General features: G+C 59.7%; 28 protein-coding genes. 19 read left to right on the top strand and 9 right to left on the bottom strand.

What is annotated here, in order from left to right:
• Nucleotides 1–26: 26 nt before the first annotated feature.
• From urtA to JZX87_RS00190, 18 genes are all read left to right on the top strand, one after another.
• Nucleotides 27–1,316, top strand: coding sequence for an urea ABC transporter substrate-binding protein (gene urtA / locus JZX87_RS00275; RefSeq protein ID WP_206822929.1), 1,290 nt, complete (start codon nt 27–29; stop codon nt 1,314–1,316).
• Between the two features lie 187 nt (nt 1,317–1,503).
• On the top strand, nt 1,504–3,108 hold the full coding sequence (gene urtB / locus JZX87_RS00270) for an urea ABC transporter permease subunit UrtB (protein WP_206822928.1): 1,605 nt from the start codon (nt 1,504–1,506) through the stop codon (nt 3,106–3,108).
• The gene (gene urtC / locus JZX87_RS00265; protein ID WP_206822925.1) at nt 3,105–4,280 is read left to right on the top strand and encodes an urea ABC transporter permease subunit UrtC; all 1,176 of its coding nucleotides are present in this window, start codon (nt 3,105–3,107) and stop codon (nt 4,278–4,280) included. Before urtB ends, urtC begins: the two co-directional genes overlap by 4 nt.
• A 4-nt stretch (nt 4,281–4,284) precedes the next feature.
• Nucleotides 4,285–5,046: an urea ABC transporter ATP-binding protein UrtD gene (urtD, locus tag JZX87_RS00260; RefSeq protein ID WP_206822923.1), complete on the top strand. Its 762-nt coding sequence runs from the start codon at nt 4,285–4,287 to the stop codon at nt 5,044–5,046.
• A gap of 265 nt (nt 5,047–5,311) precedes the next feature.
• A complete protein-coding gene (urtE, locus tag JZX87_RS00255; protein WP_148145804.1) occupies nt 5,312–6,007 on the top strand; it encodes an urea ABC transporter ATP-binding subunit UrtE in 696 nt (231 codons plus the stop codon).
• 203 nt (nt 6,008–6,210) lie between these two features.
• Nucleotides 6,211–7,368, top strand: a complete 1,158-nt coding sequence (locus tag JZX87_RS00250) for a CE1 family esterase (protein ID WP_206822921.1) — start codon at nt 6,211–6,213, stop codon at nt 7,366–7,368.
• Entirely contained in the window at nt 7,305–8,126 is an 822-nt protein-coding gene (locus tag JZX87_RS00245; protein WP_206822920.1) for an urease accessory protein UreD, read from the top strand. The genes JZX87_RS00250 and JZX87_RS00245 overlap by 64 nt, the downstream gene beginning before the upstream one ends.
• A gap of 33 nt (nt 8,127–8,159) precedes the next feature.
• The gene (locus JZX87_RS00240; RefSeq protein ID WP_112454072.1) at nt 8,160–8,462 is read left to right on the top strand and encodes an urease subunit gamma; all 303 of its coding nucleotides are present in this window, start codon (nt 8,160–8,162) and stop codon (nt 8,460–8,462) included.
• Nucleotides 8,463–8,473: 11 nt separating this feature from the next.
• Nucleotides 8,474–8,737: a DUF1272 domain-containing protein gene (locus JZX87_RS00235; RefSeq protein ID WP_183821201.1), complete on the top strand. Its 264-nt coding sequence runs from the start codon at nt 8,474–8,476 to the stop codon at nt 8,735–8,737.
• 11 nt (nt 8,738–8,748) lie between these two features.
• Nucleotides 8,749–9,054: an urease subunit beta gene (locus tag JZX87_RS00230; protein ID WP_148145800.1), complete on the top strand. Its 306-nt coding sequence runs from the start codon at nt 8,749–8,751 to the stop codon at nt 9,052–9,054.
• 1 nt (nt 9,055) lies between these two features.
• Entirely contained in the window at nt 9,056–9,415 is a 360-nt protein-coding gene (locus tag JZX87_RS00225; protein ID WP_148145799.1) for a GFA family protein, read from the top strand.
• A 4-nt stretch (nt 9,416–9,419) separates the two neighbouring features.
• Nucleotides 9,420–9,836 (top strand): lysozyme inhibitor LprI family protein, encoded by a 417-nt coding sequence (locus JZX87_RS00220; protein WP_206822919.1) that lies wholly within the window; start codon nt 9,420–9,422, stop codon nt 9,834–9,836.
• Nucleotides 9,837–9,907: 71 nt separating this feature from the next.
• On the top strand, nt 9,908–11,617 hold the full coding sequence (gene ureC / locus JZX87_RS00215; RefSeq protein WP_206822918.1) for an urease subunit alpha: 1,710 nt from the start codon (nt 9,908–9,910) through the stop codon (nt 11,615–11,617).
• 11 nt (nt 11,618–11,628) lie between these two features.
• On the top strand, nt 11,629–12,072 hold the full coding sequence (locus JZX87_RS00210) for a GNAT family N-acetyltransferase (protein WP_206822917.1): 444 nt from the start codon (nt 11,629–11,631) through the stop codon (nt 12,070–12,072).
• Nucleotides 12,073–12,082: 10 nt separating this feature from the next.
• Entirely contained in the window at nt 12,083–12,754 is a 672-nt protein-coding gene (locus JZX87_RS00205; protein ID WP_206823849.1) for a TIGR02117 family protein, read from the top strand.
• 175 nt (nt 12,755–12,929) lie between these two features.
• The gene (locus JZX87_RS00200; RefSeq protein WP_206822915.1) at nt 12,930–13,472 is read left to right on the top strand and encodes a peroxiredoxin; all 543 of its coding nucleotides are present in this window, start codon (nt 12,930–12,932) and stop codon (nt 13,470–13,472) included.
• A gap of 136 nt (nt 13,473–13,608) precedes the next feature.
• The gene (gene ureE, locus JZX87_RS00195) at nt 13,609–14,109 is read left to right on the top strand and encodes an urease accessory protein UreE (RefSeq protein WP_206822913.1); all 501 of its coding nucleotides are present in this window, start codon (nt 13,609–13,611) and stop codon (nt 14,107–14,109) included.
• 54 nt (nt 14,110–14,163) lie between these two features.
• Nucleotides 14,164–14,835 carry an urease accessory protein UreF gene (locus tag JZX87_RS00190; RefSeq protein WP_502711290.1) on the top strand — a complete coding sequence of 224 codons (672 nt, stop codon included), beginning with the start codon at nt 14,164–14,166 and terminating at the stop codon, nt 14,833–14,835.
• A gap of 35 nt (nt 14,836–14,870) precedes the next feature.
• Here JZX87_RS00190 and JZX87_RS00185 read toward each other — a convergent pair whose 3' ends face one another.
• A complete protein-coding gene (locus JZX87_RS00185; protein WP_206822912.1) occupies nt 14,871–15,062 on the bottom strand; it encodes a hypothetical protein in 192 nt (63 codons plus the stop codon).
• A gap of 289 nt (nt 15,063–15,351) precedes the next feature.
• Between JZX87_RS00185 and ureG the strand changes: the two genes are divergently transcribed.
• Nucleotides 15,352–15,963, top strand: a complete 612-nt coding sequence (gene ureG, locus JZX87_RS00180; protein ID WP_148145792.1) for an urease accessory protein UreG — start codon at nt 15,352–15,354, stop codon at nt 15,961–15,963.
• A gap of 178 nt (nt 15,964–16,141) precedes the next feature.
• Here the strand turns inward: ureG and JZX87_RS00175 are convergent, their stop codons facing one another.
• From JZX87_RS00175 to JZX87_RS00140, 8 genes are all read right to left on the bottom strand, one after another.
• Nucleotides 16,142–16,825 (bottom strand): Crp/Fnr family transcriptional regulator, encoded by a 684-nt coding sequence (locus tag JZX87_RS00175; RefSeq protein WP_183821210.1) that lies wholly within the window; start codon nt 16,823–16,825, stop codon nt 16,142–16,144.
• A gap of 152 nt (nt 16,826–16,977) precedes the next feature.
• On the bottom strand, nt 16,978–20,316 hold the full coding sequence (locus JZX87_RS00170; RefSeq protein ID WP_206822909.1) for an efflux RND transporter permease subunit: 3,339 nt from the start codon (nt 20,314–20,316) through the stop codon (nt 16,978–16,980).
• Complete coding sequence (locus JZX87_RS00165; RefSeq protein ID WP_206822907.1) at nt 20,313–21,524, bottom strand: efflux RND transporter periplasmic adaptor subunit; 1,212 nt, start codon at nt 21,522–21,524, stop codon at nt 20,313–20,315. Before JZX87_RS00165 ends, JZX87_RS00170 begins: the two co-directional genes overlap by 4 nt.
• Nucleotides 21,525–21,824: 300 nt before the next feature.
• On the bottom strand, nt 21,825–22,802 hold the full coding sequence (locus JZX87_RS00160) for an ABC transporter substrate-binding protein (RefSeq protein WP_206822905.1): 978 nt from the start codon (nt 22,800–22,802) through the stop codon (nt 21,825–21,827).
• A 55-nt stretch (nt 22,803–22,857) separates the two neighbouring features.
• Nucleotides 22,858–23,985 (bottom strand): ABC transporter permease, encoded by a 1,128-nt coding sequence (locus JZX87_RS00155; protein ID WP_206822903.1) that lies wholly within the window; start codon nt 23,983–23,985, stop codon nt 22,858–22,860.
• Nucleotides 23,982–24,881, bottom strand: a complete 900-nt coding sequence (locus JZX87_RS00150; RefSeq protein WP_206822902.1) for an ABC transporter permease — start codon at nt 24,879–24,881, stop codon at nt 23,982–23,984. The genes JZX87_RS00155 and JZX87_RS00150 overlap by 4 nt, the downstream gene beginning before the upstream one ends.
• Complete coding sequence (locus tag JZX87_RS00145) at nt 24,881–25,216, bottom strand: hypothetical protein (RefSeq protein WP_206822901.1); 336 nt, start codon at nt 25,214–25,216, stop codon at nt 24,881–24,883. The genes JZX87_RS00150 and JZX87_RS00145 overlap by 1 nt, the downstream gene beginning before the upstream one ends.
• Nucleotides 25,213–25,596, bottom strand: a complete 384-nt coding sequence (locus tag JZX87_RS00140; RefSeq protein ID WP_206822900.1) for an endonuclease domain-containing protein — start codon at nt 25,594–25,596, stop codon at nt 25,213–25,215. The genes JZX87_RS00145 and JZX87_RS00140 overlap by 4 nt, the downstream gene beginning before the upstream one ends.
• Nucleotides 25,597–25,644: the final 48 nt, after the last annotated feature.

The raw sequence follows: 25,644 nt of genomic DNA, 5'->3' as shown, positions 1-25,644 counted from the left end.
AACCAAAAAAGAGGGGGTTTGATCCTATGAGCTTCAAGGCGAAACTGGGCGGAGCGCTGCTGGCTGCCGCACTCTCCACAACGGCCTTCCACGGTGCATTTGCAGCCGACGATACGATCAAGATCGGCGTTCTTCATTCGCTCTCCGGCACAATGGCGATTTCGGAAACCACGCTGAAAGACGCCATGCTGATGCTCGTCGAAGAGCAGAACAAGAAGGGCGGCGTGCTTGGAAAGAAGCTCGAAGCCGTTGTCGTCGATCCGGCCTCCGACTGGCCGCTGTTTGCCGAAAAAGCCCGTCAGCTGATCTCCCAGGACAAGGTCGCGGCCGTTTTCGGTTGCTGGACGTCCTCGTCGCGCAAGTCTGTCCTGCCGGTATTCGAAGAGCTGAACTCGATCCTCTTCTACCCGGTCCAGTACGAGGGTGAAGAATCCTCGCGCAACATCTTCTATACCGGTGCCGCTCCGAACCAGCAGGCCATTCCGGCCGTCGACTATCTCGCTTCGACCGAAGGTGTCGAGCGCTGGGTTCTGGCCGGTACCGACTACGTTTACCCGCAGACGACCAACAAGATCCTGAAGGCCTACCTGATGTCCAAGGGCGTCAAGGAAGAGGACATCATGGTCAACTACACGCCGTTCGGTCATTCCGACTGGCAGACGATCGTCTCCGACATCAAGAAATTCGGCTCGGCCGGCAAGAAGACTGCCGTCGTCTCGACCATCAACGGTGACGCCAACGTGCCGTTCTACAAGGAACTCGGCAACCAGGGCATCAAGGCTGAAGACATCCCGGTCGTTGCCTTCTCGGTCGGCGAAGAAGAGCTTGCCGGTCTCGACACCACACCGCTGGTCGGTCATCTCGCTGCCTGGAACTACTTCCAGTCCGTCGATGCGCCGGTCAATGCCGAGTTCATCAAGACCTGGCATGCCTATACCAAGAACGACAAGCGCGTAACCAACGACCCGATGGAAGCCGCCTATATCGGCTTCAACGCCTGGGTAAAGGCCGTCGAGGCTGCCGGCACGACCGACACCGACGCAGTTCTCGACTCGATCATCGGCGTCGCCGTGCCGAACCTTTCGGGCGGCACCTCCACCGTCATGCCGAACCACCACATCACCAAGCCGGTGCTGATCGGTGAAATCCAGGCCGACGGCCAGTTCGACATCGTGCAGGAAACGCCTGCCGTCGTTGGCGACGAGTGGTCTGATTACCTGCCGGACTCGAAGGACCTGATCTCCGATTGGCGCAAGCCGATGTCCTGCGGCAACTTCAACGTCGCCACCGGCAAGTGCGGCGGCAAGGGTAGCTGATCTCTCACCGCTCGGGGCAAATACCCCTCCCAACCCTCCCCACAAGGGGGAGGGCTTAACCTAGCCGCCCCGCCGCAGTTGACCTGAACCGAGGCGGATGCCGCGAGTTTTCTCCCCCTTGTGGGGGAGATGGCCGGCAGGCCAGAGGGGGAAGACGCCCCCGCCACGCCATCCGGGGGACAGACACATGCTTATCCGTTTCATCACACTGATCTTTCTGGTCCTTGCATCCGCGGCGACATCCTTCGCGCAAGGCAGCGACCCCAAGCCGCTGTTTGACCAGCTGGCGGACGCCAATTTCAACCAGGCGGAAACGCTTGTCGGGCAGATCGCTGCGACCGGGGATCCGCGCGTGGTGCCGGCGCTGAACGCCTTTTCCGAGGGTGACCTTTATTTCCGCAAGTCCGACAAGGCAGTCTTTTCCGCCAAATCTGCCGGTTCTCAGCTTGAGCTGATCGACCCGGTTACCGGTGAGAGCGCCGGCCAGGTGGCAAAAGGTGCGGTCACCAAGATCAAGGTCAACAACAATCTGCGCCGCGCTATCCGTGCGGCTCTCGGCGGCCTGACGCTGATGAGCCCGGATCGTGGTGCGCGCCTTTCCGCCGCCGATGCGATCCTGCGCTCCCCAAGTGCCGAAGCTCTCGAACTCGTCGAGGCCGCACTTGCCAAGGAAACCGACACGGAAGTGAAGGCCCGCATGGAAGAAGCGCGTGCGGTGTCGCTTCTTTCCTCCGATCGCTCGATCGATGAAAAGCGCGCGGCAATCGAAACTATTTCCGGCCTCGGTGCGAGCGGCCTCGGTGTGCTGAATTCCGTTTCTTCATCCATCGATCCCAGCCTGAAGCCGGATCTCGACAAGGCGATCGCCTCGATCCAGAACGCACAGCAACTCTGGAACCTCGCCCAGAATGTCTGGTACGGCATGTCGCTCGGCTCGGTTTTGCTGCTGGCCGCCATCGGCCTTGCCATCACCTTCGGTGTGATGGGCATTATCAACATGGCGCATGGCGAAATGGTCATGCTCGGCGCCTATTCCACTTTCATGGTGCAGGAAGTGATCCGCGAGAACGCGCCCAGCCTGTTCGACTGGTCGCTGGCAATCGCGCTGCCCGTCGCCTTCCTCGTCACCGGCGCCGTTGGTTTCGTCATCGAGCGCGGTGTCATCCGCTTTCTCTATGGTCGGCCGCTCGAAACGCTGCTCGCCACCTGGGGCGTGTCGCTGATCCTGCAGCAGGCGATCCGCACGATCTTCGGTCCGACCAATCAGGAAGTCGGCAATCCGTCGTGGATGTCCGGTTCCTTTCCGCTCGGCGGCATGACAATCACTTATAACCGCATGTGGATCATCGTCTTTTCGCTGACGATCTTTTTCGCGCTGCTCTTCGTGATGAAAAAGACGGCCTACGGCCTCAACATGCGCGCCGTCACCCAGAACCGCCGCATGGCGTCGTCCATGGGCATCCGCACCCCTTGGGTCGACGCGCTGACCTTCGCTCTTGGTTCGGGTATCGCGGGCATTGCCGGCGTGGCGCTTTCCCAGATCGACAACGTCTCGCCGAACCTCGGCCAGAGCTACATCATCGACAGTTTCATGGTCGTGGTCTTCGGCGGGGTGGGCAATCTGTGGGGCACGCTGGTCGGCGCGCTGTCGCTCGGCATCCTCAACAAGTTCCTCGAACCGTCCGTTGGGGCAGTGCTCGGAAAGATCCTCGTGCTGGTCCTCATCATCCTCTTCATCCAGAAACGTCCGCGCGGCCTGTTCGCGCTCAAGGGAAGGGCGGTGGAAGCATGATTTCCGGCTTCATTCTTCGTGCACTCGAAGGCAGGATCGTCGTCGCCGTCGGTATTCTTCTCGCCGTCGCCATCATCGTGCCGGCGCTCAACCTGCTGACCGCACCGGACAGCGCGCTGCATATCCCGACCTATGCCATGGCGCTGATGGGCAAGTATCTCTGCTACGCGCTCCTGGCGCTCGCGCTCGATCTCGTCTGGGGCTATTGCGGCATCCTCTCGCTCGGCCACGGCGCATTCTTCGCGCTCGGCGGCTATGCGATGGGCATGTATCTGATGCGCCAGATCGGTTCGCGCGGCGTCTACGGCAATCCCGACCTGCCGGATTTCATGGTCTTCCTCAACTGGAAGGAACTGCCGTGGTTCTGGTACGGGTTCAACATGTTCCCGTTTGCGATGGCCATGGTGCTGATTGTGCCGGGCCTGCTCGCCTTCGTCTTCGGCTGGTTCGCCTTCAGGTCCCGCGTCAACGGCGTCTATCTGTCGATCATCACCCAGGCGATGACCTATGCGCTGATGCTCGCCTTCTTCCGCAACGACATGGGTTTCGGCGGCAATAACGGCCTGACCGACTTCAAGGATATCCTTGGCTTCCAGGTGCAGGCGGGCGGTACGCGGGCCGTGCTCTTCGCCATGTCGGCGATCATGCTGGCGCTCTGCCTGATCGTCGCCTCGGCCATAACACGGTCGAAATTCGGCAAGGTTCTGGTGGGTGTGCGCGATGCGGAAAGCCGGGTGCGCTTCCTTGGCTTCCGGGTGGAAAACATCAAGCTGTTCACCTTCGTCGTCTCGGCCATGTTTGCCGGCATCGCCGGTGCGCTGTTCGTGCCGCAGGTCGGCATCATCAATCCGGGGGAATTTGCGCCTGCCAACTCGATCGAAGTCGTCGTTTGGACCGCCGTCGGCGGACGCGGCACCCTGATCGGCCCGATCATCGGCGCGATCCTCGTCAATGCGGGCAAGAGCTATTTTACCGGCGCATTCCCTGAATTCTGGCTGTTTGCTCTTGGTGGGCTGTTCATTGCCGTCACGCTGTTCCTGCCTAAAGGTATTGTCGGCACGATCCAGCATGGCTGGAATGCCCGCAAGGCGCTCAAGGCCGCGGCAGATGCGGAAAAGGGCAGGAATGCCGGCGCTGCGCCGGTCACGCAACAGGCTCAGGCAGCGGAGTGAGACGATGAACACGATTGCCGAAACCAGAAGCAAAAGCCTGCTCTATCTCGAAGACGTCTCCGTCTCCTTCGACGGGTTCAAGGCGATCAACTCGCTGTCGCTGGTGGTCGAGCCGGGCGAGCTTCGTGCCATCATCGGTCCGAACGGGGCCGGCAAGACGACGATGATGGACATCATCACCGGCAAGACCCGACCGGACACGGGCAAGGTGATCTTCGAGGATACGATCGACCTGACGAAAAAGGACGAAGCCGATATCGCCCAGCTCGGCATCGGCCGCAAGTTTCAGAAGCCGACGGTGTTCGAAAGCCATACGGTCTGGGACAATCTGGAGCTGGCGCTCAACCGTTCCCGCGGCGTGTTCGCCACGCTGTTCTATACGCTGAGCGCCGACGACAAGGCGCGGATCGAGGAAATCCTCTCGACGATCCGCCTGACCCATCGCGCCCACGAATATGCTGCCAATCTATCCCACGGTCAGAAACAGTGGCTGGAGATCGGCATGCTGCTGGCTCAGGAGCCGAAGCTGCTTCTCGTCGACGAGCCGGTGGCCGGCATGACGGATGCAGAAACAGCCGAGACGGCAATCCTGTTGCGCGAGATCGCCAAGACCCGCTCGGTCGTCGTGGTCGAGCACGACATGGGCTTCATCCGCGATCTCGGGGTGAAGGTGACGTGTCTGGCGGAAGGTTCGGTTCTGGCGGAAGGTTCGATCGATTTCGTCTCCAGCGATCCGAAGGTGATCGAGAATTATCTGGGGCGGTGATGGAGAGCGCAGTGGTCTTGATACCCCCCTCTGGCCTGCCGGCCATCTCCCCCACAAGGGGGGAGATCGGCTGGGAGCGATCCTTCTGCCTCAAGCACGCATCTCTTCCGGTTTCGATTTCATCGCGGGATGATGTCTCGCCTCCACTCGACCTTCAAAGGGGGGCGAGTGGTCGCCTTCCTCCGATCTCCCTCCTTGTGGGGGAGATGCCCGGCAGGGCAGAGGGGGGTAATGCCATCCTCCTGAGCAAACAGGGAGGCTCCCCATGCTGACAGTCAACAACGTCAATCTCCACTATGGCGCAGCGCAAGCCCTTCGCGGGGTCTCCGTCAATGCCGAAATGGGCAAGATCACCTGCGTGCTCGGCCGTAACGGCGTCGGCAAATCCTCGCTCTTGCGCGCCGTCACCGGCCAGCATCCGGTCTCCGGCGGCACGATCAGCTTTCAGGGTGAGGTGCTGAACGGGCTTGCGCCTTATTCTCGGGCCAAGCACGGTATCGGTTATGTACCGCAAGGGCGCGAGATCTTTCCGCTTCTGACCGTTCAGGAAAATCTGCAGAGCGGTTATGCGCCGCTGGCGCGCAAGGATCGCTATATTCCCGACGAGATCTTCTCGCTGTTTCCGGTGCTCAAAACCATGCTTGGCCGCCGAGGCGGTGACTTGTCCGGTGGACAGCAGCAGCAGCTTGCGATCGGCCGGGCCATGGTCACGCGACCGAAAATCCTCGTTCTCGACGAGCCCACCGAGGGTATCCAGCCCTCTATCATAAAGGATATCGGCCGTGCGATCCGCTATTTGCGCGATTCAACCGGCATGGCGATCCTGCTGGTCGAGCAGTATCTGGACTTCTGCCGCGAGCTTGCCGACCAAGTCTACATCATGGATCGCGGCGAGATCGTGCATGAAGGCCCTGCCGAAACCTTGGATACGGCAGAAGCAAGGCGGCATCTAACAGTTTAATGGTGAATGTTTGCATTGCTTACTTTGATCCAAGGCATATCAATGCTTCAACAGGTGTGTTAGATGAACCGCAGATGAACGACATCTCCGAACATCGTTGACAACCCGCACCCCATGATGAGGCGCTGATGGTCTTTGCATGCATTCCTGGTCACCGTTCCCGCTCCGCTCTTGTTCGCTTCGTCGCGACCGGAGCGTTTTTCTTGGCTGCAGGCTCAGTTTTCGCTGCTTGTGGTCAGCCGATGGCGCCGGGTCGCCATGCGATGACGATCGAGAGCGACGGTGTTGACCGTCAGGCCGTCTATTATGTTCCGTCTTCCTATACCGGCCGCGACAAGGTTGCCGTCGTGTTCGATTTTCACGGCAGCAACAGCAATCCTGATGGTCAGCTGAACCGCTCCTCCTGGGACAAGGTTGCCGAAAAGAACGGCTTCATCGCGGTTGCGCTGCAGGGCAGCCTGCCGGGCAAGACGCCGGGCACCTATGCCTGGAACGTGCCTTTCGTTCAGGTCAGCAAGGCGATTATCCCGACCGGTGCGCAGGGCGGTCTCGACGAGATCGCCTTCATCGATGACGCCGTCGATGAGGTGAAGGAAGATTTCTGCGTCGATGCCAACCGCATCTTTGCTTCCGGTTATTCCGGTGGCGGGCGCATGCTGTCGGCTTATGTCTGCTCGGGACAGGATGATTTTGCCGGTGCCGGTTTCGTCAATTCGCTGCGCGCCGGCCGCCCGGTCGAGGTCGATGGAAAATGGGGGCCTGACAAGGCCAATTGCAATCCGGCAAAGCCGATCTCGATCGTCGCCTTTGCTGGCGAAAAGGATGCACAGAACCCCTATGCGGGTGGCGGTTCCGCCTATTGGCAATATGGTTTCAACACGGCGATCCAGCGCTGGAATGATCTAGACGGCTGCAAGGGCAATGGCGACCCTAAAACCGTCGATGGCGTGACCTATACGATGTACGGGACCTGCAAGAACGGCGCGCGGATTGCAACTTACGTGTTCGAAAAGGGCACGCATGACTGGCCGAAGCCGCTTGCTGCCAAGGAAGCCGTCATGGCTGCCGCCAAGGATGGTGCTGCGAGCGTGACTAAGGTTTCAGCCGTGGTACCGGCCAAACAGCCAGCCTTCGACGCCAATGTTGATCCGGCTTTCCGGATGTGGGACTTCTTCGGCAAGGCCGACGCGACGGATGTGGTTGCGACTGTCACTCCCGCCAAGCCGGCTGCGTCTGCGAAGTCTGGCATGGCCATTGCTTCTGACTGCGCAACACAGGCGGAACTTGAAGGTACATCGTGCAGCAATCCTCAGTCGAACACTATGCGCCGCAGCGGGCAAGGGGTTCAGGGCGCCTTGTAACCAAGGCTTTTGACGGGCGTACACGGCTCGACGAGTTCTTCCAGGAAGGCTGCGCAAAAATACGCCTTCCGGAAACCTTTTCGCCTGAAATGGAGGCGATTCTCATCAATACGTCAGGGGGACTGACGGGCGGCGACGTGATCGATTGGTCCGTCGCCGCTGCGGCTTCCACCAGGCTTTCGGTCACCACCCAGGCGAACGAGAAGATCTACAAGGCGTCCTCCGGCACCGCCTCGGTTTCCACTCATATCACTGTTGGCGACAATGCCTCCGTTCATTGGCTTCCGCAGGAGACCATCCTGTTCGATCGGGCGTCACTCAGTCGCCGCCTCGATGTCGATCTTGCCGAAAGCGCTGAATTTCTCGCCGTCGAAGCCGTGCTTCTGGGGCGCCGCGCGATGGGCGAGGCGGTCGTCAACGGGTTTTTCCGTGATCGCTGGCGGGTGCGCCGCAATGGTCAGTTGATCCATGCCGAGGAGATGCGCTTCGAGGGCGAGATCGCGCAGATGGCGCAGGCCGCGGCCGTGCTTTCCGGCCAGGTCGCCTTCGCCACACTTTTCCATACAGGCCCGTTAAGCGAATCCAGGCTGCCCAAATTGAGGGAGTGCATCGGCAATGCCGGTGGTGCCAGTTACTGGAACGGCAAGCTGATCGCGCGGATCGCCGCACCCACGGGCTTCGAGCTGAGAAAAATCCTGGTACCGGCAATTTCCGTATTGCGTAACGGCGCGCCAGTGCCGAAAGTCTGGCATATCTGATTTGCCATATCCGAGTTCGATTGCGGGATTTCCATGAACCTGACCCCACGCGAAAAAGACAAGCTGCTGATTTCCATGGCGGCAATGGTTGCCCGCCGCCGCCTGGAGCGGGGCGTAAAGCTGAACTATCCCGAAGCGATCGCGCTGATTACCGATTATGTCGTCGAGGGTGCGCGTGACGGCCGTTCGGTTGCAGACCTGATGGAGGCGGGCGCACATGTCATCTCCCGCGATCAGGTGATGGAAGGCATTCCGGAAATGATCCACGACGTGCAGGTGGAAGCGACTTTTCCGGACGGCACCAAGCTGGTGACCGTGCACGAACCGATCCGCTGAGGAGCCTAGCCATGGCACTGGAACTACGCCCCAACTGCGAATGCTGCGACAAGGATCTTAATCCCGACAGCCGCGAGGCGATGATCTGCACGTTTGAGTGCACATTCTGTGCGGATTGCGCGGCGGATGTGCTTGGTGGGATCTGCCCGAACTGCTCGGGAGAACTGGTGAGGCGCCCGATCCGTCCGGCGGCGGCACTGGTTCGTAACCCCGCATCGACGGTGCGTGTCTTGAAGGCGGAGGGTTGTATCCCCCAAACCGCTTTAACAGCCTGAGGAGCTGATTCATGATTCCTGGTGAAGTCATTGCCGCAAAAGGCGAAATCGAGCTCAATGCCGGCGCGCCGACGATATCCATCGAAGTTTCCAATACCGGTGACCGCCCGGTGCAGGTCGGCAGCCACTATCATTTCTTCGAGACCAATAATGGTCTATCCTTCGATCGCGACAAGGCGCGCGGCATGCGGCTCGATATACCTGCTGGAACCGCTGTGCGCTTCGAGCCGGGCCAGACCCGATCCGTCACGCTGATCCCGCTTTCGGGTGCGCGACGGGTCTATGGTTTCCAGCAGAAGATCATGGGAGGACTCTGACATGGCGACCAAACATTATCTCGGCAGCTGCCAGTGCGGCGCGGTTTCCTACGAAGTCGAGGCGGATCTCGACCAGACGGTCACCTGTAACTGCTCGCGCTGCCAGCGACTGGGCATTGTTCTCGCCTTCGCGCCACGTGGTGCATTTTCGCTGACGTCGGGCGAGGGGAGCCTTACCGAATACAGGTTCAACACGAAGAAGCTGCAGCATCTGTTCTGCAAGACCTGCGGCATCGAGAGTTTTGCCTATGGGGACTCGCCGAAGGATGGTTCCCCCATGGTGGCGATCAACGTCAACTGCCTGGAAAGCGTCAATCCACGGGCTTTGACGTCGCATCACTATGACGGGGCTGCGGCCTGAGCCGATGCTGAAACTCGCCCTCTTGCCGTTGCTGTGTGGATGCGTGCTTCTTCTCGATGCACCGACATCCGCGCAACAGCCGCGACCGGATTGCAAGGAGCCGCAGACGCAGGCGGATATGACGATCTGCGCCGGCCTCGATCTGGCCGATGCGGATACGGCGTTGAACGCGCAGTATCAGGTGACACGCAAGGCGCTGAAGGAGCGGGATGCCGGGGTTTCCACTGAGCTGAAGGGCGGCGAAGAGGCTTTGGTCAAGGCGCAGCGCGCCTGGCTCTCCTATCGCGATGCCCAATGTGCTTCCGTCGGGTTTCAGGCGCGCGGCGGCTCGATGGAGCCGATGCTTGTCTCCAGTTGCGAGGCCGATCTGACGCGCAAGCGTACGGCCGAGCTTAAGGCGCTTGTCGATAACATGCTGTAATTTTTGGAATGGCTCGTCGCCATCCAGGTGAAATGTCCGAACTCATATTGCCCGAAGGATTGAGGTAATTCATGTCCTACAAGATGTCCCGCGCCGCTTATGCCTCGATGTTCGGTCCGACCACCGGCGACAAGGTGCGGCTTGCCGATACCGAATTGTTCATCGAGGTGGAGCGCGATTTCACCACCTATGGCGAAGAGGTGAAATTCGGCGGCGGCAAGGTCATCCGCGACGGCATGGGGCAGAGCCAGGCGACACGCGCCGAAGGCGCAGTCGATACCGTCATTACCAATGCGCTGATCGTCGATCATAGCGGCATCTATAAGGCCGATGTGGGCTTGAAGAACGGCCGTATCCACGCGATCGGCAAGGCTGGTAATCCGGATACGCAGCCGGGCGTGACGATCATCGTCGGCCCGTCGACGGAGGCGATCGCCGGCGAAGGCAAGATCCTGACGGCCGGTGGCATGGATGCCCATATCCACTATATCTGCCCGCAGCAGATCGAAGAGGCGCTGATGAGCGGTGTCACCACCATGCTTGGTGGCGGTTCAGGCCCGGCGCATGGAACGCTCGCCACCACCTGTACCGGTGCGTGGCATATCGAGCGGATGATCGAAAGTTTTGACGCCTTCCCGATGAACCTCGCACTTGCCGGCAAGGGTAATGCCTCGCTTCCGGCACCGCTCGAAGAAATGATCCTCGCGGGTGCTTCGTCGCTGAAACTGCATGAGGACTGGGGCACGACACCGGCTGCGATCGACAACTGCCTGACCGTGGCAGACGCGTTCGACGTGCAGGTGATGATCCATACCGATACACTGAACGAAAGCGGTTTTGTCGAAGACACGGTCGCCGCCATCAAGGGCCGCACGATCCATGCCTTCCACACCGAAGGGGCGGGCGGTGGGCATGCGCCCGATATCATCAAGGTCTGCGGCAATCCGAACGTCATTCCGTCTTCGACCAACCCCACGCGGCCCTATACGGTCAACACGCTGGCCGAGCATCTCGATATGCTGATGGTTTGCCACCACCTGTCGCCGTCTATTCCCGAAGACATCGCCTTTGCCGAAAGCCGTATCCGCAAGGAGACGATCGCGGCGGAAGACATTCTGCACGATATCGGCGCGTTTTCGATCATCTCGTCGGACAGCCAGGCCATGGGCCGCGTCGGGGAAGTCGCGATCCGCACCTGGCAGACAGCCGACAAGATGAAGCGGCAGCGCGGTGCGCTCAAGGACGAGACCGGCGACAACGATAATTTCCGGGTCAAGCGCTACATCGCCAAATATACGATCAACCCGGCCATCGCCCATGGCGTCTCTCACGAGATAGGCTCGGTGGAAGTGGGGAAACGCGCCGATCTCGTGCTTTGGAGCCCGGCATTCTTCGGCGTGAAACCTGAAATGGTGCTGCTCGGCGGTTCGATTGCCGCTGCGCCGATGGGCGATCCGAATGCTTCGATCCCGACGCCGCAGCCGATGCATTACCGGCCGATGTTTGCAGCCTATGGCAAGCTCAGGACCAATTCATCGGTCACCTTCGTTTCGCAGGCCTCGCTCGATGGCGGTCTGGCGCAAAGGCTTGGCGTCGCCAAGAAGCTGGTTGCGGTGAAGAACGTGCGCGGCGGCATCGGCAAGGCGTCGATGATCCACAATTCGGCAACGCCGCATGTGGAAGTCGATCCGGAAACTTATGAGGTTCGCGCCGACGGCGAGTTGCTCACCTGCAAACCGGCAACGGTGCTGCCGATGGCGCAGCGGTATTTCCTGTTCTGAAGGGAGATGGAATGAGCCTCTCCATCCGGGGATGCGCTGCGGCCGACATTGCCGAGTGGGCCAGGCTGCGACACGCATTATGGCCGGATGGAGCGGTTGAAGAGCATCGAGCCGAGATTGCTGCCGCTCTGTCGGACGGTGTTTTGCGGGGCTATCTTGCAGTTGACGAACAGGGGCAGGGGATCGGCTTTGCCGAAGTCTCCATTCGGCGTTACGCCAATGGCAGCACGCAATCTCCAGTGCCGTTTCTGGAGGGGATCTGGATTGTGCCGGAGCATCGGCAGCAAAAGATCGGGCGCTTGATGATCGAGCGGATTTCGGCGGATTGTGCGGCGGAAGGCTTTGTCGAACTCTGCTCGGATGCCGAGATTGACAATCTCGCATCCCGTCATGCACATGAGAGTTGGGGTTTTGCCGAGACGGAGCGGGTAGTGTATTTCCGCAAGGCCCTTTGAATTGTTCGGCATGAGATTTATCCTCCGAATATCGATTGCTGTCGTCGCCGTTGTTGTGTTCGCGGCGGCTGCGGGCACAATCGTTCCGCGGCCGCTGTTCGCACTGGACCGATCAGGTTCCTCTGCTGAAACCCGGCGCATTCTGTTGCTCTCCAATCCCATTCACACGGATATCGCCATTCCTCTCGACGAGGAAACACGTGCCGACTACGCGTTTCTCGAAGCGTCCGGCATTCCGATTACTGATCCGGTCGCGCAGTGGCTGGTGTTGGGCTGGGGAGGTCGCGCATTTTATCTTGAGACGCCGACCTGGAGTGACCTGAAGCCGATGCCGGTGTTTCGGGCGCTGACCATTGATCGCTCGGTAATGCATGTGGACGTGACAGGAAGCATAGATGAAACGCATCCGGCTATACGCTCCTTCAATCTGCCACCGGCAGAATTTCAAACTCTCTCGAACTTCATCAAAGCCAGTTTTGTAAGGGATCGCGGTGAGATCGTGGCCATTCCCGATGCAGGCTACGGAGTTTATGACCAGTTCTTTGAGGCTCATGGCTCATTCAACGCCCTCCTCGGCTGCAATACCTGGACAGCCCAGGCGCTTCGTTCCGCGGGCATTCGCACAGGCTGGTGGAACCCGTTGCCTCAGACGCTGGGTCTGTCTTTGAGACTCTTCAACTGAAAACAAAGTTCACCCTTGGCGATCTCGTTCACTCGCTCCAAGCCCTGCTTTCTGTGAATAGCAGGTTTGCGTTGCGTCAATTTTCGCCTGACTTTGCTGCATCGCAAGAGAAATGCGGTTAAGGGAGTGCATCTGCCTCTTACCGGGGCGAATATTCATTCTCATGGAGGCATTGATGCTGGGCAAAAAGGTTCCGCAAGTCACTTTCCGCACCCGCGTACGCGATGAGGCCGTTGGCGGCCCGAACCCCTTCCGTTGGCAGGACGTTACCTCGGACGATTATTTCGCCGGTAAGCGCGTCGTGCTCTTCTCGCTGCCGGGCGCATTTACGCCGACCTGCTCGACCTACCAGCTTCCCGATTTCGAAAAGCTGTTTTCCGATTTCCAGGCTGAAGGCATCGACGCGATCTACTGCATGTCGGTCAACGACGCTTTCGTCATGAATGCATGGGCCAAGAGCCAGAATCTTGAAAACGTCACGGTTATTCCGGACGGTTCGGGCGAATTCACCCGCAAGATGGGCATGCTGGTTGCCAAGGACAATCTCGGCTTTGGCATGCGCTCCTGGCGTTATGGCGCGATCGTCAATGACGGCATCGTCGAACAGTGGTTCGAAGAAGAAGGCTATTCCGATAATTGCGAGAGCGACCCCTATGGTGCGTCTTCGCCGCAGAACATCCTTGAGAACCTCAAGGCCCTGAAGATCGCTGCCGAATAAGGCATTTTGCGATCTGCATTTCTTCCAGCCCGGCTCTCGAGTCGGGCTTTTTCATATCCGTCGATAACTCCCCCTTGTGCGCCGCCCCGCCTTTGGCAATGATGGCAAAGATTTTGCAGTTCAACGGGTTATCATCATGCAGCACATCCATTCCTATCGCCCTGCCGGCGAGATTTCCGACCCGCCAATCGACACCGTCAGCCTGCCGCACGATCTGCGTCACCTGCGCCGCAAGCTGCTGCATCTTTCGAATGGCGATATGGTGATGCTTGATCTCAAGGAGGCCGTGCTCTTCCATCATGGCGACCGGCTGGTTCTCGACAATGGTGATACGGTGGAAGTACAGGCGGCGCCGGAAAAGCTGTTCGAAGTCAAAGCGCGCGACACGCTGCATCTGATCGAACTCGCATGGCATCTCGGTAATCGGCATCTTTCCGCCCAGATCGAGGAAGGCCGTATCCTGATCCTGCGCGATCATGTGATCCGCTCCATGCTGCAGGGGCTGGGCGCCAGCGTCAGCGATGTCGAGGAACCGTTCCAGCCGGCTCGCGGCGCCTATCACTCGCATGGTTCCCATGGCAGCCATTCGCATGATCATGGGCATTCCCATGGTCACGACCATCATCATCATGACTGATCGCATATCGTGACAGAGCATCCGCGGCCGAGCGACCCGGTGACAGAGGCGAAGATTAGCAGAGCAGTGGACACGAGGGCCTTGCTGCGGCTGATGGCCTGGCTTTCGCCGGCCTTTCCGATTGGCGGCTTCGCCTGGTCCGGCGGGCTGGAGCGTGCTGTCGAAGATAGGCTGGTCAGAAATGCCCAGGGTCTTGAGGACTGGCTGTCGACGGTGCTTCAGCATGGTTCGCTGTGGAACGATGCCGTGCTGTTCTATGAAGCCTGGCGCCAGGCCGATAAACAAGGCCCGCTTTCAGAGGTAGCGGCTCTCGGGCTGGCGCTGGCGGGTTCGGCTGAGCGCTTCAACGAGACGCTGTCACTTGGAAAGGCTTTCATTGCTGCAGCTTCGGCATGGCCGCATCCGGTCTTCGAACGGCTTCCGGCCAATGTGCCATTTCCCGTGGCCGTCGGAGCCGTGGCTGCAGGTCATGGCCTGCCTTCTGCGCCGGCGCTTGCCGCATTCCTTCACGCAGCCGTATCGCAGGCCGTTTCGGCCGGAATCCGGCTGAGCGTTGCCGGTCAGGCGGAAGGGGTTGCGATCATTGCGAGGCTCGAAGCCCGGATAGAAGATCTTTCGCTCAGAGCGGCTTCAACCGGCCTCGAAGATTTGGGTGGCGCGGCCGTACAGGCCGAAATAGCGTCTCTTCGTCACGAAACGCAGCATTCCCGGCTTTTTCGATCCTGAAATGCCGGAATTGCATTGTCGTTGGGCAGTTCAGTTCAGGCATCCTGTGCGATGAGAAGGATCTGGTCGTCAATCGCGTCTGCCAGCGACAGGACAACCTCGGTTCTGTCAAAGCCGTAGGATTCCAGCATTTTCAACATGCTGCAAAGAGCAGCTTCTGCCGCCTTGTGGCAGTCGTGTTGTTTTTCCAATACTTCGGATGTGGATGCAGTCGTTTGATAATCCATTCTGATTTCCCCGTTTCCCAGTTGAGGTAAGGTCTCAGCATGCGATATTAAATTGCAACTACAATACGTATTATGACGGTCTTATCTCGCTACCACAATTTGTGTAATGAGTTTTCTACAGGTATCTAGGGATATACTTAATTCACAAATCTGCGTTGAATGTTTACTTTTGTGATACCCGGCCGCTCGTGGCTGCCGACTGATGACGCCGCAGGTGGGGCATCCACTTTCCGATTGCGCGGATTTCCCGCGGCATTATTGTCATCTCATCATACCGAAAGGACATTTCATGAAATCGGCAAACGGTCCCCTTCGTGTCGGCATCGGTGGGCCGGTCGGATCCGGCAAGACGCATTTGACGGAAAAACTCTGTAAGGCGATGCGGGACGAATTCTCCGTCGCGGTCGTTACCAACGATATTTACACCAAAGAAGACGCCGATGCGCTGGTGCGGATGCAGGCGCTTTCCTCGGATCGTATCGTGGGTGTCGAGACAGGTGGTTGTCCGCACACGGCGATCCGCGAAGATGCGACGATCAATCTCCAGGCGATTGCGGGTCTCAACGAACGTTTTCCGGATTTGGATGTCGTGTTCATCGAGTCTGGCGGAGACAATCTCGCAGCCACATTCTCTCCGGATCTGGCGGACATCACAATCTATGTCATCTCCACTTGTCAGGGTGAGGAAATACCGCGCAAAGGCGGGCCTGGCATCACCCGATCTGATCTGCTGGTGATCAACAAGAAGGATCTGGCGCCTTATGTCGGCGTCGACATGGATGTAATGGACCGGGATGCCAGCCGCATGCGGGAAATGAAGCCTCATGTCTTCACCGACCTGAAACGCGGCGAGGGGGTCGGCCATATCGTGGAATTCCTGAAGGTCCAGGGCGGACTTTAAAGCCGGCCTATAACCGTAAAAGAAAAAGGCCGGCGGTCTAATGACCCGCCGGCCTCGCCTGTCGCCGGACACCCCTGTGGCAACAGGCCGCTGCGAAGGCTGCGTCGTCTCGCGCGCCTTCGAGCCTGTAGCAATTCCGCCTTTCTTCGAAACGCGAAACTGCTCAATGTTTTATGCTTCAGATATTTCTGAGCGCCTGAACGTCTCCGACCTGGATGATACGTCCCCTGACTGTCACGCCGACGCGGCGCAGGCTGGAGAAGGCGCGGGAGAGCGCTTCCGGCGCAAGGCCGAGCATGCCGGCAAGCAGGCTCTTCTGGAATGGCAGGCGGATCGAGGCGGAGCCTCCGTCAACCGGGCAGCGGCTGAGGATGTAGTTGGCGACCCGTTGCGGTGCGGTGAAAAGACGGTCGTTGGCGATGCAATCCATCGTACCGACGAGATGCCGCGATATGGCGGCAATCAGTGCCTTGGCGATTTCTGGATCCTGCTGGGCAAGGTCACGCACGGCCTGCATGTCGAAGCGGGCGAGCGTTGCCGGCTCCGCCGTCTGGGCGTTGCAAAGATAAACGTTGTCGCTGAACAGAAGGTGCTCTGCAAACGTATCGCCCGGGGCGCAGACCATGATGTCGGCTTCGCGACCTTCACGGCTCAGCCGGAAAAGCCGGACATAACCGTTGAGAACGCAATAGAAGGCGTCGGCTGTTTCGCCTTCGCGCATCACGAATTTGCGGGCCGGAAGCGTGCTGATCGTCATCATGGACATCAGCCGGACAAGGGCACTGTTGCCCAGCCCTGCCAGAAACGGTGCCTTCATGAGCACTGCCCGGTCTCGATTGCTGAGTTTCAGACTGCTGTTCATCTCGCTATCTCTTCCCTTTTTTGCGAACACTGCCAAATCCTTGAGAAGCAGGATAGCGTGTGAGGCAGAGAGGGATTTGATACTGATCAATCAATCACGCAATTCGGAGCGTTGTCTGACAATCGGACCGGGGAGATTGCCTCCATCAGGCGTCATTCGGCTGCCATAGGTGGCAACCGAAGCACACGTTGGCCTGCCTGTGCTCCTGAGTGGGAGCCGGAAACTGTTGTTTTCTCATTGTTTTCCAAGCGGTTTAGCCGTTCTTCCAACTCCGAAAGGCTGCGACGATTTTGTCGGGTATGGTGGGCGACTTCTTCCGACGACATCAAATCCTCTTCTTCCTTCTTTCCGACGAAGCGGCCGAAGAGCTTGCCGAGCAGGCGCGACAGATCGTCCATGATGAGGAAGAAGGAGGGTACGACGAGCAGCGAAAGCACCGTCGAGACGATGATGCCGCCGATGACGGCGATCGCCATGGGAGCACGGAAGGAGCCGCCTTCGCCGACGCCCATGGCAGACGGCAACATGCCGGCCGACATGGCGATCGAGGTCATGATGATGGGCCTTGCGCGCTTGCGGCCGGCCTCGACCATGGCGTGAACCCGCTCCAGCCCGTGCCGTTTCATCTCGATGGCGAAATCGACGAGCAGGATGGCGTTCTTGGTGACGATACCCATCAGCATCAGGATGCCGATGAGGACGGGCATGGAGAGCGCATTCTGTGTCGCGATCAGCGCCACTGCCACGCCGCCGATGGCGAGCGGCAGGGAGAATAGGATGGTGAAGGGCTGGATGACATCCTTGAACAACAGGATCAGGACGACGAGAACAAGCATCAGGCCCATCAGCATCGCATTACCGAAGCTCTGCGTCATTTCGGCCTGGACCTTGGCGTCGCCGCTTTCCGCCAGACGCACCGTCGGCGGTAGCTCAGTCTCGTCGACGATCCGCTTGAACTCGGCGGTCGAGGTGTCGAGCGCCGTGCCGAAGGGAACGTCGGAGCCGATCGCCACGACGCGGTTGCGGTCGTTACGCTTGATTGAGCTTGGACCTTCCGAATAGTCGATATCGGCAACGCTGTAGAGCGGCACCATCGTGCCGGACGATGTCTTGACCTTGAGATTGCGGATCGACTGCAGGTCGCGGCGCGTGTCGAGCGATGTCTGCACGCGGATCGGGATCTGGCGGCTGTCGAGCGAAATCTTTGCGAGGTTGGCGTCGATATCGCCAATCGTTGCGACGCGTACGGTTTCGGAGATCTGCTGCGGGGTGATGCCGAGGCGGGAGGCTTCTGCCATGCGCGGACGAATCTGCAGTTCGGGACGGGGCAGGGCGCCTTCCGAAGAGACGTTGACCAGGATCGGCGAGGCTCGCAGCCTGGATTCCAACAGGCTCACGGCATTGTTCAGGTCTTCCTCGTTCGAGGAGAGGAAGTTGAACGAAAGTTCGCGTTCGGCCCGGTCGTTGACCTTGGAGATACGTACGTCGGGGATGGAGCGTACGGCGGCGAAGATATCCTTCTCCACATCCCATTGCGCGCGCGTGCGGCCATGTTCGGGCAGTTTCGGCAACAGGTCGCCGATCAGCGGGAGAGAGCCAAGGCCTTTGTTGACCAAGGTCTTCACCAGCGAATGGTCGATATTCTGCAGGATGATTCGGACAGTTGCCCGGCGCAGTTCGAGATCGCCCTTGGGTGAGGCGCCGCCCAGCGTGAAGACGCTTTCGACGCCGTCGATACCCTTCACCGCATCATAAACGCTGGTGGAGACCGCATCCGTCTCTTCGAGCGTTGCGGTCGGCGGCAGTTCAAGAGATAGGACCACGCGGGAACTGTCATCCGGCGGCAGGAAGCTGCCCGGCACCTTGCTCAGAAGGAACAGCGAACCACCCAGGAATGCAACAGCTGCGACCATGGTCGCGTAACGCCAGTACCATTTTCGGGTCGTGGCGGTGACGACGCGGGTATAGGCCTTCATCAGCCTTCCGTCGTTGTCTTGGTGGTCGTCTTCGCGCCCGTCTTCGGCGCGCATCAGATAGGCGGCCATCAGCGGTGTGATCAGGCGCGCCACCGCGAGCGAGAAGAATACCGAGAAGGCCACCGTCAGGCCGAACTGGATGAAATACTGGCCCGGAATGCCGGGCATGAAGGAGACGGGGACGAAGACGGCGATGATGGTGAAGCTGGTGGCGATCACCGCAAGGCCGATTTCATCGGCCGCCTCAAGCGCCGCCCGATAGGGCGTTTTGCCCATCTTGATATGGCGGGCAATGTTCTCGATCTCGACGATCGCATCATCGACAAGGATGCCGGTTGCCAATGTCAAAGCGAGGAACGAGACGAGGTTCAGCGAGAACCCCATCATGTGCATGATCCAGAAAGTCGGGATGGCGGATAGCGGGAGGGCGACTGCCGCTATCAAGGTCGCGCGCCAGTTTCGCAGGAACAGGAAGACAACGATAACGGCGAGGATCGAACCTTCCATCAGCGTGTGTAGCGCCGCCTCGTAATTGCCATAGGTGAAGTAGACAGAGTCATCGACCATCTCGATCGTGACATCTGGATGCGCCTTGCGGATGCCGTCCAGGCCCTCGGCAACGGTTTCCGCCACCGAGACTTCGCTTGCACCCTTGGCGCGGAAGACGGCGAAGGTGACTGACGGCGTGCCGTTGAAGCGCGAGAAGGATTTCTGCTCCTCATAGGTGTCAGTCACCCGCCCGAGTTCTGAGAGTTTTACGAAGCGGCCGTTCGAGAGCGCGATGTTGGTATCGGCAAGTTGCTGGACATTGCGAGCGTCGCCGAGCGTGCGGATCGTCTGCTCGTTGCCGGCGACCTGGCCCCGGCCCGAGCCGAGATCGACATTGGTGCCCTTGATCTGCGTATTCACGTCTGCCGCGGTGATGCCGTAGGCGTCGAGCTTTGCCGGGTTGAGGGCGACGCGCACTTCTCGGTCCGCGCCGCCGTAGCGGTCGATACGACCGATACCGGGCTTGCCCTGAAGGTCGCGGGTGATCGTGTCGTCGACGAACCAGGACAGCTCCTCCAGCGTCATGTTGGGCGAGGAGACGGCGAAGGTCTGGATCGCCTGTCCTTCGACATCGACCTTGGTGACGATCGGTTCCTCGATGCCGGCAGGCAGGTCGCTGCGGATCTTGTCGATCTGGTCCTTGGTGTCCTGCACCGCCTCTTCTGTGGGCTTTTCGATGCGGAAGACAATCGTCGTGAGCGACTGGCCGTCGGTGACGGTTGACTGGATCTCGTCGATGCCGCTGATTGAGGCGACGGCGTCTTCGATCTCCTTCGTCACCTGCATTTCGAGTTCAGCCGGCGAGGCGCCGCTCTGAACCACTGTCACGGAGACAACGGGGACGTCGATATTCGGGAAACGGGTGATCGGCAGGGCGAAGAAGGATTGCAGGCCGACATAGAGCAGCAGGCCGAAGGCAAGCAGGGGAGCTATCGGGTTGCGGATAGACCAGGCGGAAAAGTTCATTGCGAAGCCTCCGTGCCCTTGGTGGCTGCCGCCTTTTCCGGAACCGGTGCGATATGATCGCCGTCTCGGACGAAAGCGCCGGCCTTGGCGACGACGACATCGCCGGGCTGCAGGCCGTTCAAGACCTGAATGAAGCCGCCGTCCTGGAAGCCGATATCGATCTTCACCTGTTTGACGACACCATCCTCCACCTTGCGGGCAAAGGAGCCCTCGCGGCCTGTGGTGACGGCGGAGAGCGGAAGGGCGAGCGTATCTGCCTGATCCACAACGATTGCCGCGCGCCCATACATGCCGGCGCGCGCGCCGCTATCGGGGTCGATCTCGATATGGACGAGGCCGAGCCTGGTTGTCTGGTCGACAGTCGGGGAGACCAGCCGCACACGGCCCTCGATCTCTCGCTGGCCGCCGGCGACGGTCACCAGTGCCTTCTGGCCGAGTTTGACCTTCTGAATGTCGGATTCGGAGATGTCGGCAACCAGCTCGATCGCGCCGTCCTTGATGATGGTGAAAAGCGGATCGCCGTTGCCGGACGCGATGGCGCCGACCTTGGCATTCTTTGCCGAGATGACACCGGCAACGGGCGCCTTTACGCCGGTGCGGGCGAGCTGCAGTTCGACATCGGCAAGCTGGGCGTCAATGACGTGGACATCGGCTTCTCCCACCGTCACCGCCTGGCGGGCGGCATTCAGCCGGGCGCGTGCGACGTCGACCTGGGCATTCGCCTGTTCAAGCTGAGAGACCGTGCTCGTGCCGCTCTCGTTGAGCTTTTTCGTGCGGTCGCGTTGTTTGACAGCGTCATCGAGGTTTGCTTCGGCCTCGATCACCTGAGCCTGGTATTGCGCGACCGATGCTTCGGCCTTGGCCTTGTTTGCCTGATACTGGCTCTTCTGGAGCAGCAACGCATCGTCGTTCAGGGTGGCCAGAACCGCGTTGGCCTCGACCTCGTCGGAGACATCAACATTGATCGTTTTCACCGAGAGGCCCTCGACAAGCGGCTGCACGTAGATCTCGTCTATGGGACGTATGGTGCCGGTTGCAATGATCCGGTCTGTCAGCGATTTCTTCAAGGCCTCGGTCACGATGATCGACGGGAGCTTTGCTTCCGCGGCGGCAGGCTGGCCGGTTTGCTGTGCCGCAAGCGGTGAGGCTGCGACGGAGGAAAGCAGCAGAACGAGGGCGGGGATCGATTTCGACAAGCTATGCGGCATGCGGCAAATCCACTGTTTGGAGGAACGGGCATGCGCCGACCATCGGCATCCCTCGAGTCATACTTCCTCCCTGTATGACGCGGGACCAAAGCTTCATCCGACACTTCTTTCTGGTTCAACCGAAAAAAGTCGGCGTCGGCTTCGGCAGCTACCTTTACGTGTTCATTCTCAGACGATCAATCCATGCAGGCAGTGACGGGTTGACATGTCCTGATGGCAAAAAAATGCCCGACTAGGAAGCCGGGCAGGAAGAAGTATCAGAGACATTTGTTGCTGGATTATTTCAGCATGATTTCATCATTATTTCAGGGCTGCGCTGGTGATATCGGCCGTGTAGGCGCCTTCAGGGGCCTTGCTGATGATCTTCTGGTCGGTCAGCGCCTTCACCGTGCGTTCGTAAGTCGCCATTTCGAGCTTGCCATCGCCGATCAGCTTGGCGACTTCGCCCATCATCCGTTTCTGGTGGTTTTCGTCCTGGCCGCCATTTTCCATCACGATCTCGGCGGCTTCATCCGGATTGTCGATAGCGTATTTCCAGCCCTTCATCGAGGCACGGACGAACTTGACCATGTTCTCCTTGAACTTTTCGTCCTTCAGCTTGGTATCGAGGACATAAAGCCCGTCTTCCAGCAGGTCGTTGCCGAGCGCCGTGTAGTTGAAGACGACAAGGTCTTCTGCCTTGAAACCGGCATCGATCGCCTGCCAATATTCGTTATAGGTCATGACCGAGATACAGTTTGCCTGTTTCTGGACGAGCGGCTGCACGTCGAAACTCTGTTTCAGGACGGTGACGCCATCCGTGCCGCCTTCGGTCTTCAAACCAAGCTTGTTCATCCAGGCGAAGAACGGATATTCGTTGCCGAAGAACCAGACGCCGAGCGTCTTGCCCTTGAAGTCGGCTTCGGTCTTTACCGGGCCGTCCTTGGGGCAGATCAGTTCCAGGCCGGACTTTTGGAACGGCTGGGCGATGTTGACGAGCGGAACGCCCTTTTCACGGGCGACCAGTGCGCCGCCCATCCAGTCGACGATGACATCTGCGCCGCCGCCGGCAATCACCTGTTCCGGTGCGATATCCGGGCCGCCCGGCTTGATCGTGACGTCGAGGCCTTCTTCTTCATAGAAACCCTTGTCCTTGGCGACGAAATAGCCGCCGAACTGGCCCTGAGCGACCCATTTCAGCTGCAGCGTCAGCTTGTCGGCGGCCATTGCCTGGGCTGCCGAAAGCGCCACGGTGGTTCCGATGGCGCCGGCCATCAATGCCTTCATGATCTTTTTCATTGCTGCTACCCTCTCTTTTCCGCCCTTGCGATGTTACGCCAGCGGTTCGTTGCGCCTAACCCCCACGGTTAGACGGATGCCAGAAAGTCAGTGCACGCTCTCCCAGCGCGACCACACCATAAAAGATCGATCCGACGAGTGCTGCAACCGCGATTTCGGCCCAGACCATGTCGACATTCATGCGGCCGATTTCGGTCGAGATACGGAAGCCCATGCCGACGATCGGCGTGCCGAAGAATTCTGCGACGATCGCGCCGATCAGCGCCAGCGTCGAATTGATCTTCAGCGCGTTGAAGATGAAGGGCATGGCCGCGGGAAGCCTGAGCTTCGTCAGCGTCTGCCAGTAATCCGATGCGTAGGAGCGCATCAGGTCGCGTTCCATCGAGCCTGCTGCGCTCAAGCCGGCGATCGTGTTTACCAGCATGGGGAAGAAGGTCATGACGATGACGACGGCAGCCTTCGACTGCCAGTCGAAGCCGAACCACATGACCATGATCGGCGCGACACCGATGATCGGCAGGGCCGACATGAGATTGGCGATCGGCAGCAGTCCGCGGCGGAAGAAGGCGATGCGATCGGCAAGGATCGCTACGGCAAAGCCCGCAGCGCAGCCGACAAGATAACCGAAGATGACTGCCTTGAAGACGGTCTGCTGCACATCCGCCCAGAGCGTCGGTATCGAGGAGGCGAAGCGAACGCCGATCGCCGATGGTGGCGGCAGGATGATGAAGGGGATGCCGAAACCACGGGTCGCCGCCTCCCAGAGGATGAGGATCCAGGCACCGAAGATTGCCGGGATGACGAGGCGCAGGAGGCCGTCTACCGCCTTGGAGCGGAGCCGGAGTTCGGAGAGAATGCTGACGCAGCGCCAGGCCAGCAACCAGTTGGCAGCAAGTGCCAGGAAAAAGGCCGTCGATGCCATTCCCTCATTACCGGCAAGGCGCGCAATCAGCAGACCGGTGGAGAAGTGCGCGCAGACGAGGAGCGTGACTGCCACGAACAACGAGGGCAGGGGCAGGAGGGAGACGACCGTCGCGCCGATCGTCAGGACGAAGATGGAGAAAATCCGCATCGGATTGTAGGCGAATGGTGCCTCAGCCGAGAGAAAGGGGAGTGCCGCCAATGCTGCGAGCGCAAGCGCCAGTGCAAGCCACGATTGCCAGGATCGTCTAAGGATGGTCATCCGAGCCTCCTTTCCGGCTTTGCACCCATCGCCCGTTCCACGAGCTTTCCGACCAGTGCGACGATGGCCACCAGCAGTGCCGCGAGCACTGAGCCGGCGATCAGGGCTGCCCAGATGTCGATGGTTTGGCTGTAATAGGCGCCGGCGAGCAGTTTCGAACCGATGCCGGCGACCGCGCCGGTCGGCAGTTCGCCGACAATCGCGCCGACGAGGCTGGCTGCGATCGCCACCTTCATCGAGGTGAACAGGAAAGGCACGGATGCCGGGACGCGAAGCTTCCAGAAGGTCTGCGCGACGCTGGCGTTATAGGTGCGCATCAGGTCGAGCTGGATGAGTTCCGGCGAGCGCAGGCCCTTCACCATGCCGACCGCGACGGGGAAGAAGGAAAGATAGGTCGAGATTAGCGCCTTGGGCAGAAGGCCTGTGATGTTGACCGCGCCGAGAACTACGATGACCATCGGGGCAATCGCGAGGATCGGTACCGTTTGCGAGGCGATGATCCAGGGCATCAGGCTGCGATCCAGCGCCTTTACATGGACGATGCCGACGGCAATCAGGATGCCGAGAAGCGTGCCCAGCGTGAAGCCAACGGCGGTGGACGATAGCGTGACCCAGGCGTGGTAGACGAGGCTGCGGTTGGAGGTGACCTTTCTGAGAAACGTGTTTTCGAAAACGTTCGAGGCGACCTGATGCGGAGCCGGCAAGGTCGGCTTCGGTTGCGACATCGTCTTTTCGAGGAATTCGATCGCCGTCGAAGTGACGTTAGCGCGGCGGTCGAGATCGCGCTGGAAGGGGGCGTTCATGAAGTAAGCGCCGACATACCAGATGGCGATGATGGCGAGCACGATCACCGTGACGGGCATGATCCGATGTTGGATGAGTTTTTCCCGTTCCATCAGCCTTTCGCTCCGACCGGAAACAGCATCAGCACCATGGCGATGACACCGAGGCCTACGCCGGCCATCTGGGTGGCTGTGAGGCGTTCGCCGAAAAGGGCGAAGGCGATGAGGTTGATGAGCAGCAATTGAGCAATCGCCGAGACCGAGATCGCCAGACCCAGCCCGCCTTCACGCATCAGCTTCACCATCATCAGGTTGCCGACACAGTAGAGCGCCAGCGACAGGATCAGCAGGACGATGTTGCTGGAGGTGATGTAGGCGCGAGAGGCGGTGGCGGCCGCGAGGAAGGTCGCCATGGCGCCGGTGAGCCAGAGGAAGAAGGCGGGGGTCATGGTGAGGGTTCCTTTGTAAGGAACGGTGCAAGCTGAGTTTCGATCTTGATGAAAACGTGGTCGGGCGCATTGATTACGTCGAGATTGTCAAACCTGAGAATTTTGAACCCTTGGCTTCTCATGAATGCGTCGCGCCTCAGATCATGCCTGCGGCCATGATCCGTCTCGTGAGTGTCCCCGTCGACTTCAATGACAATGCGGGCCGAGAGCCAGGCAAAGTCTGCGATATAAGGGCCGATCGGTGTCTCTCTGCGAAACCTTGCACCGAAGGGGCGGAGATCCCGAAGCATGTCCCACATGGCGGCTTCTGCCTTGGTGATCTCCCGCCGTAACCGTTTTGCGCGGGTACGGGTTTTCGGATCGATGTTGGAGTGCTGCATGCTGGCATCCTCCCGATCTCTGGCTACGCGATACCGCCTCTGGTCTGC

It is taken from the genome of Agrobacterium sp. Ap1 (assembly GCF_017313375.1).
Lineage (GTDB): Bacteria > Pseudomonadota > Alphaproteobacteria > Rhizobiales > Rhizobiaceae > Neorhizobium > Neorhizobium cellulosilyticum.
Note: the sequence above shows the minus strand (reverse complement) of the source record. Positions and strands in the feature narration are given on the sequence as shown.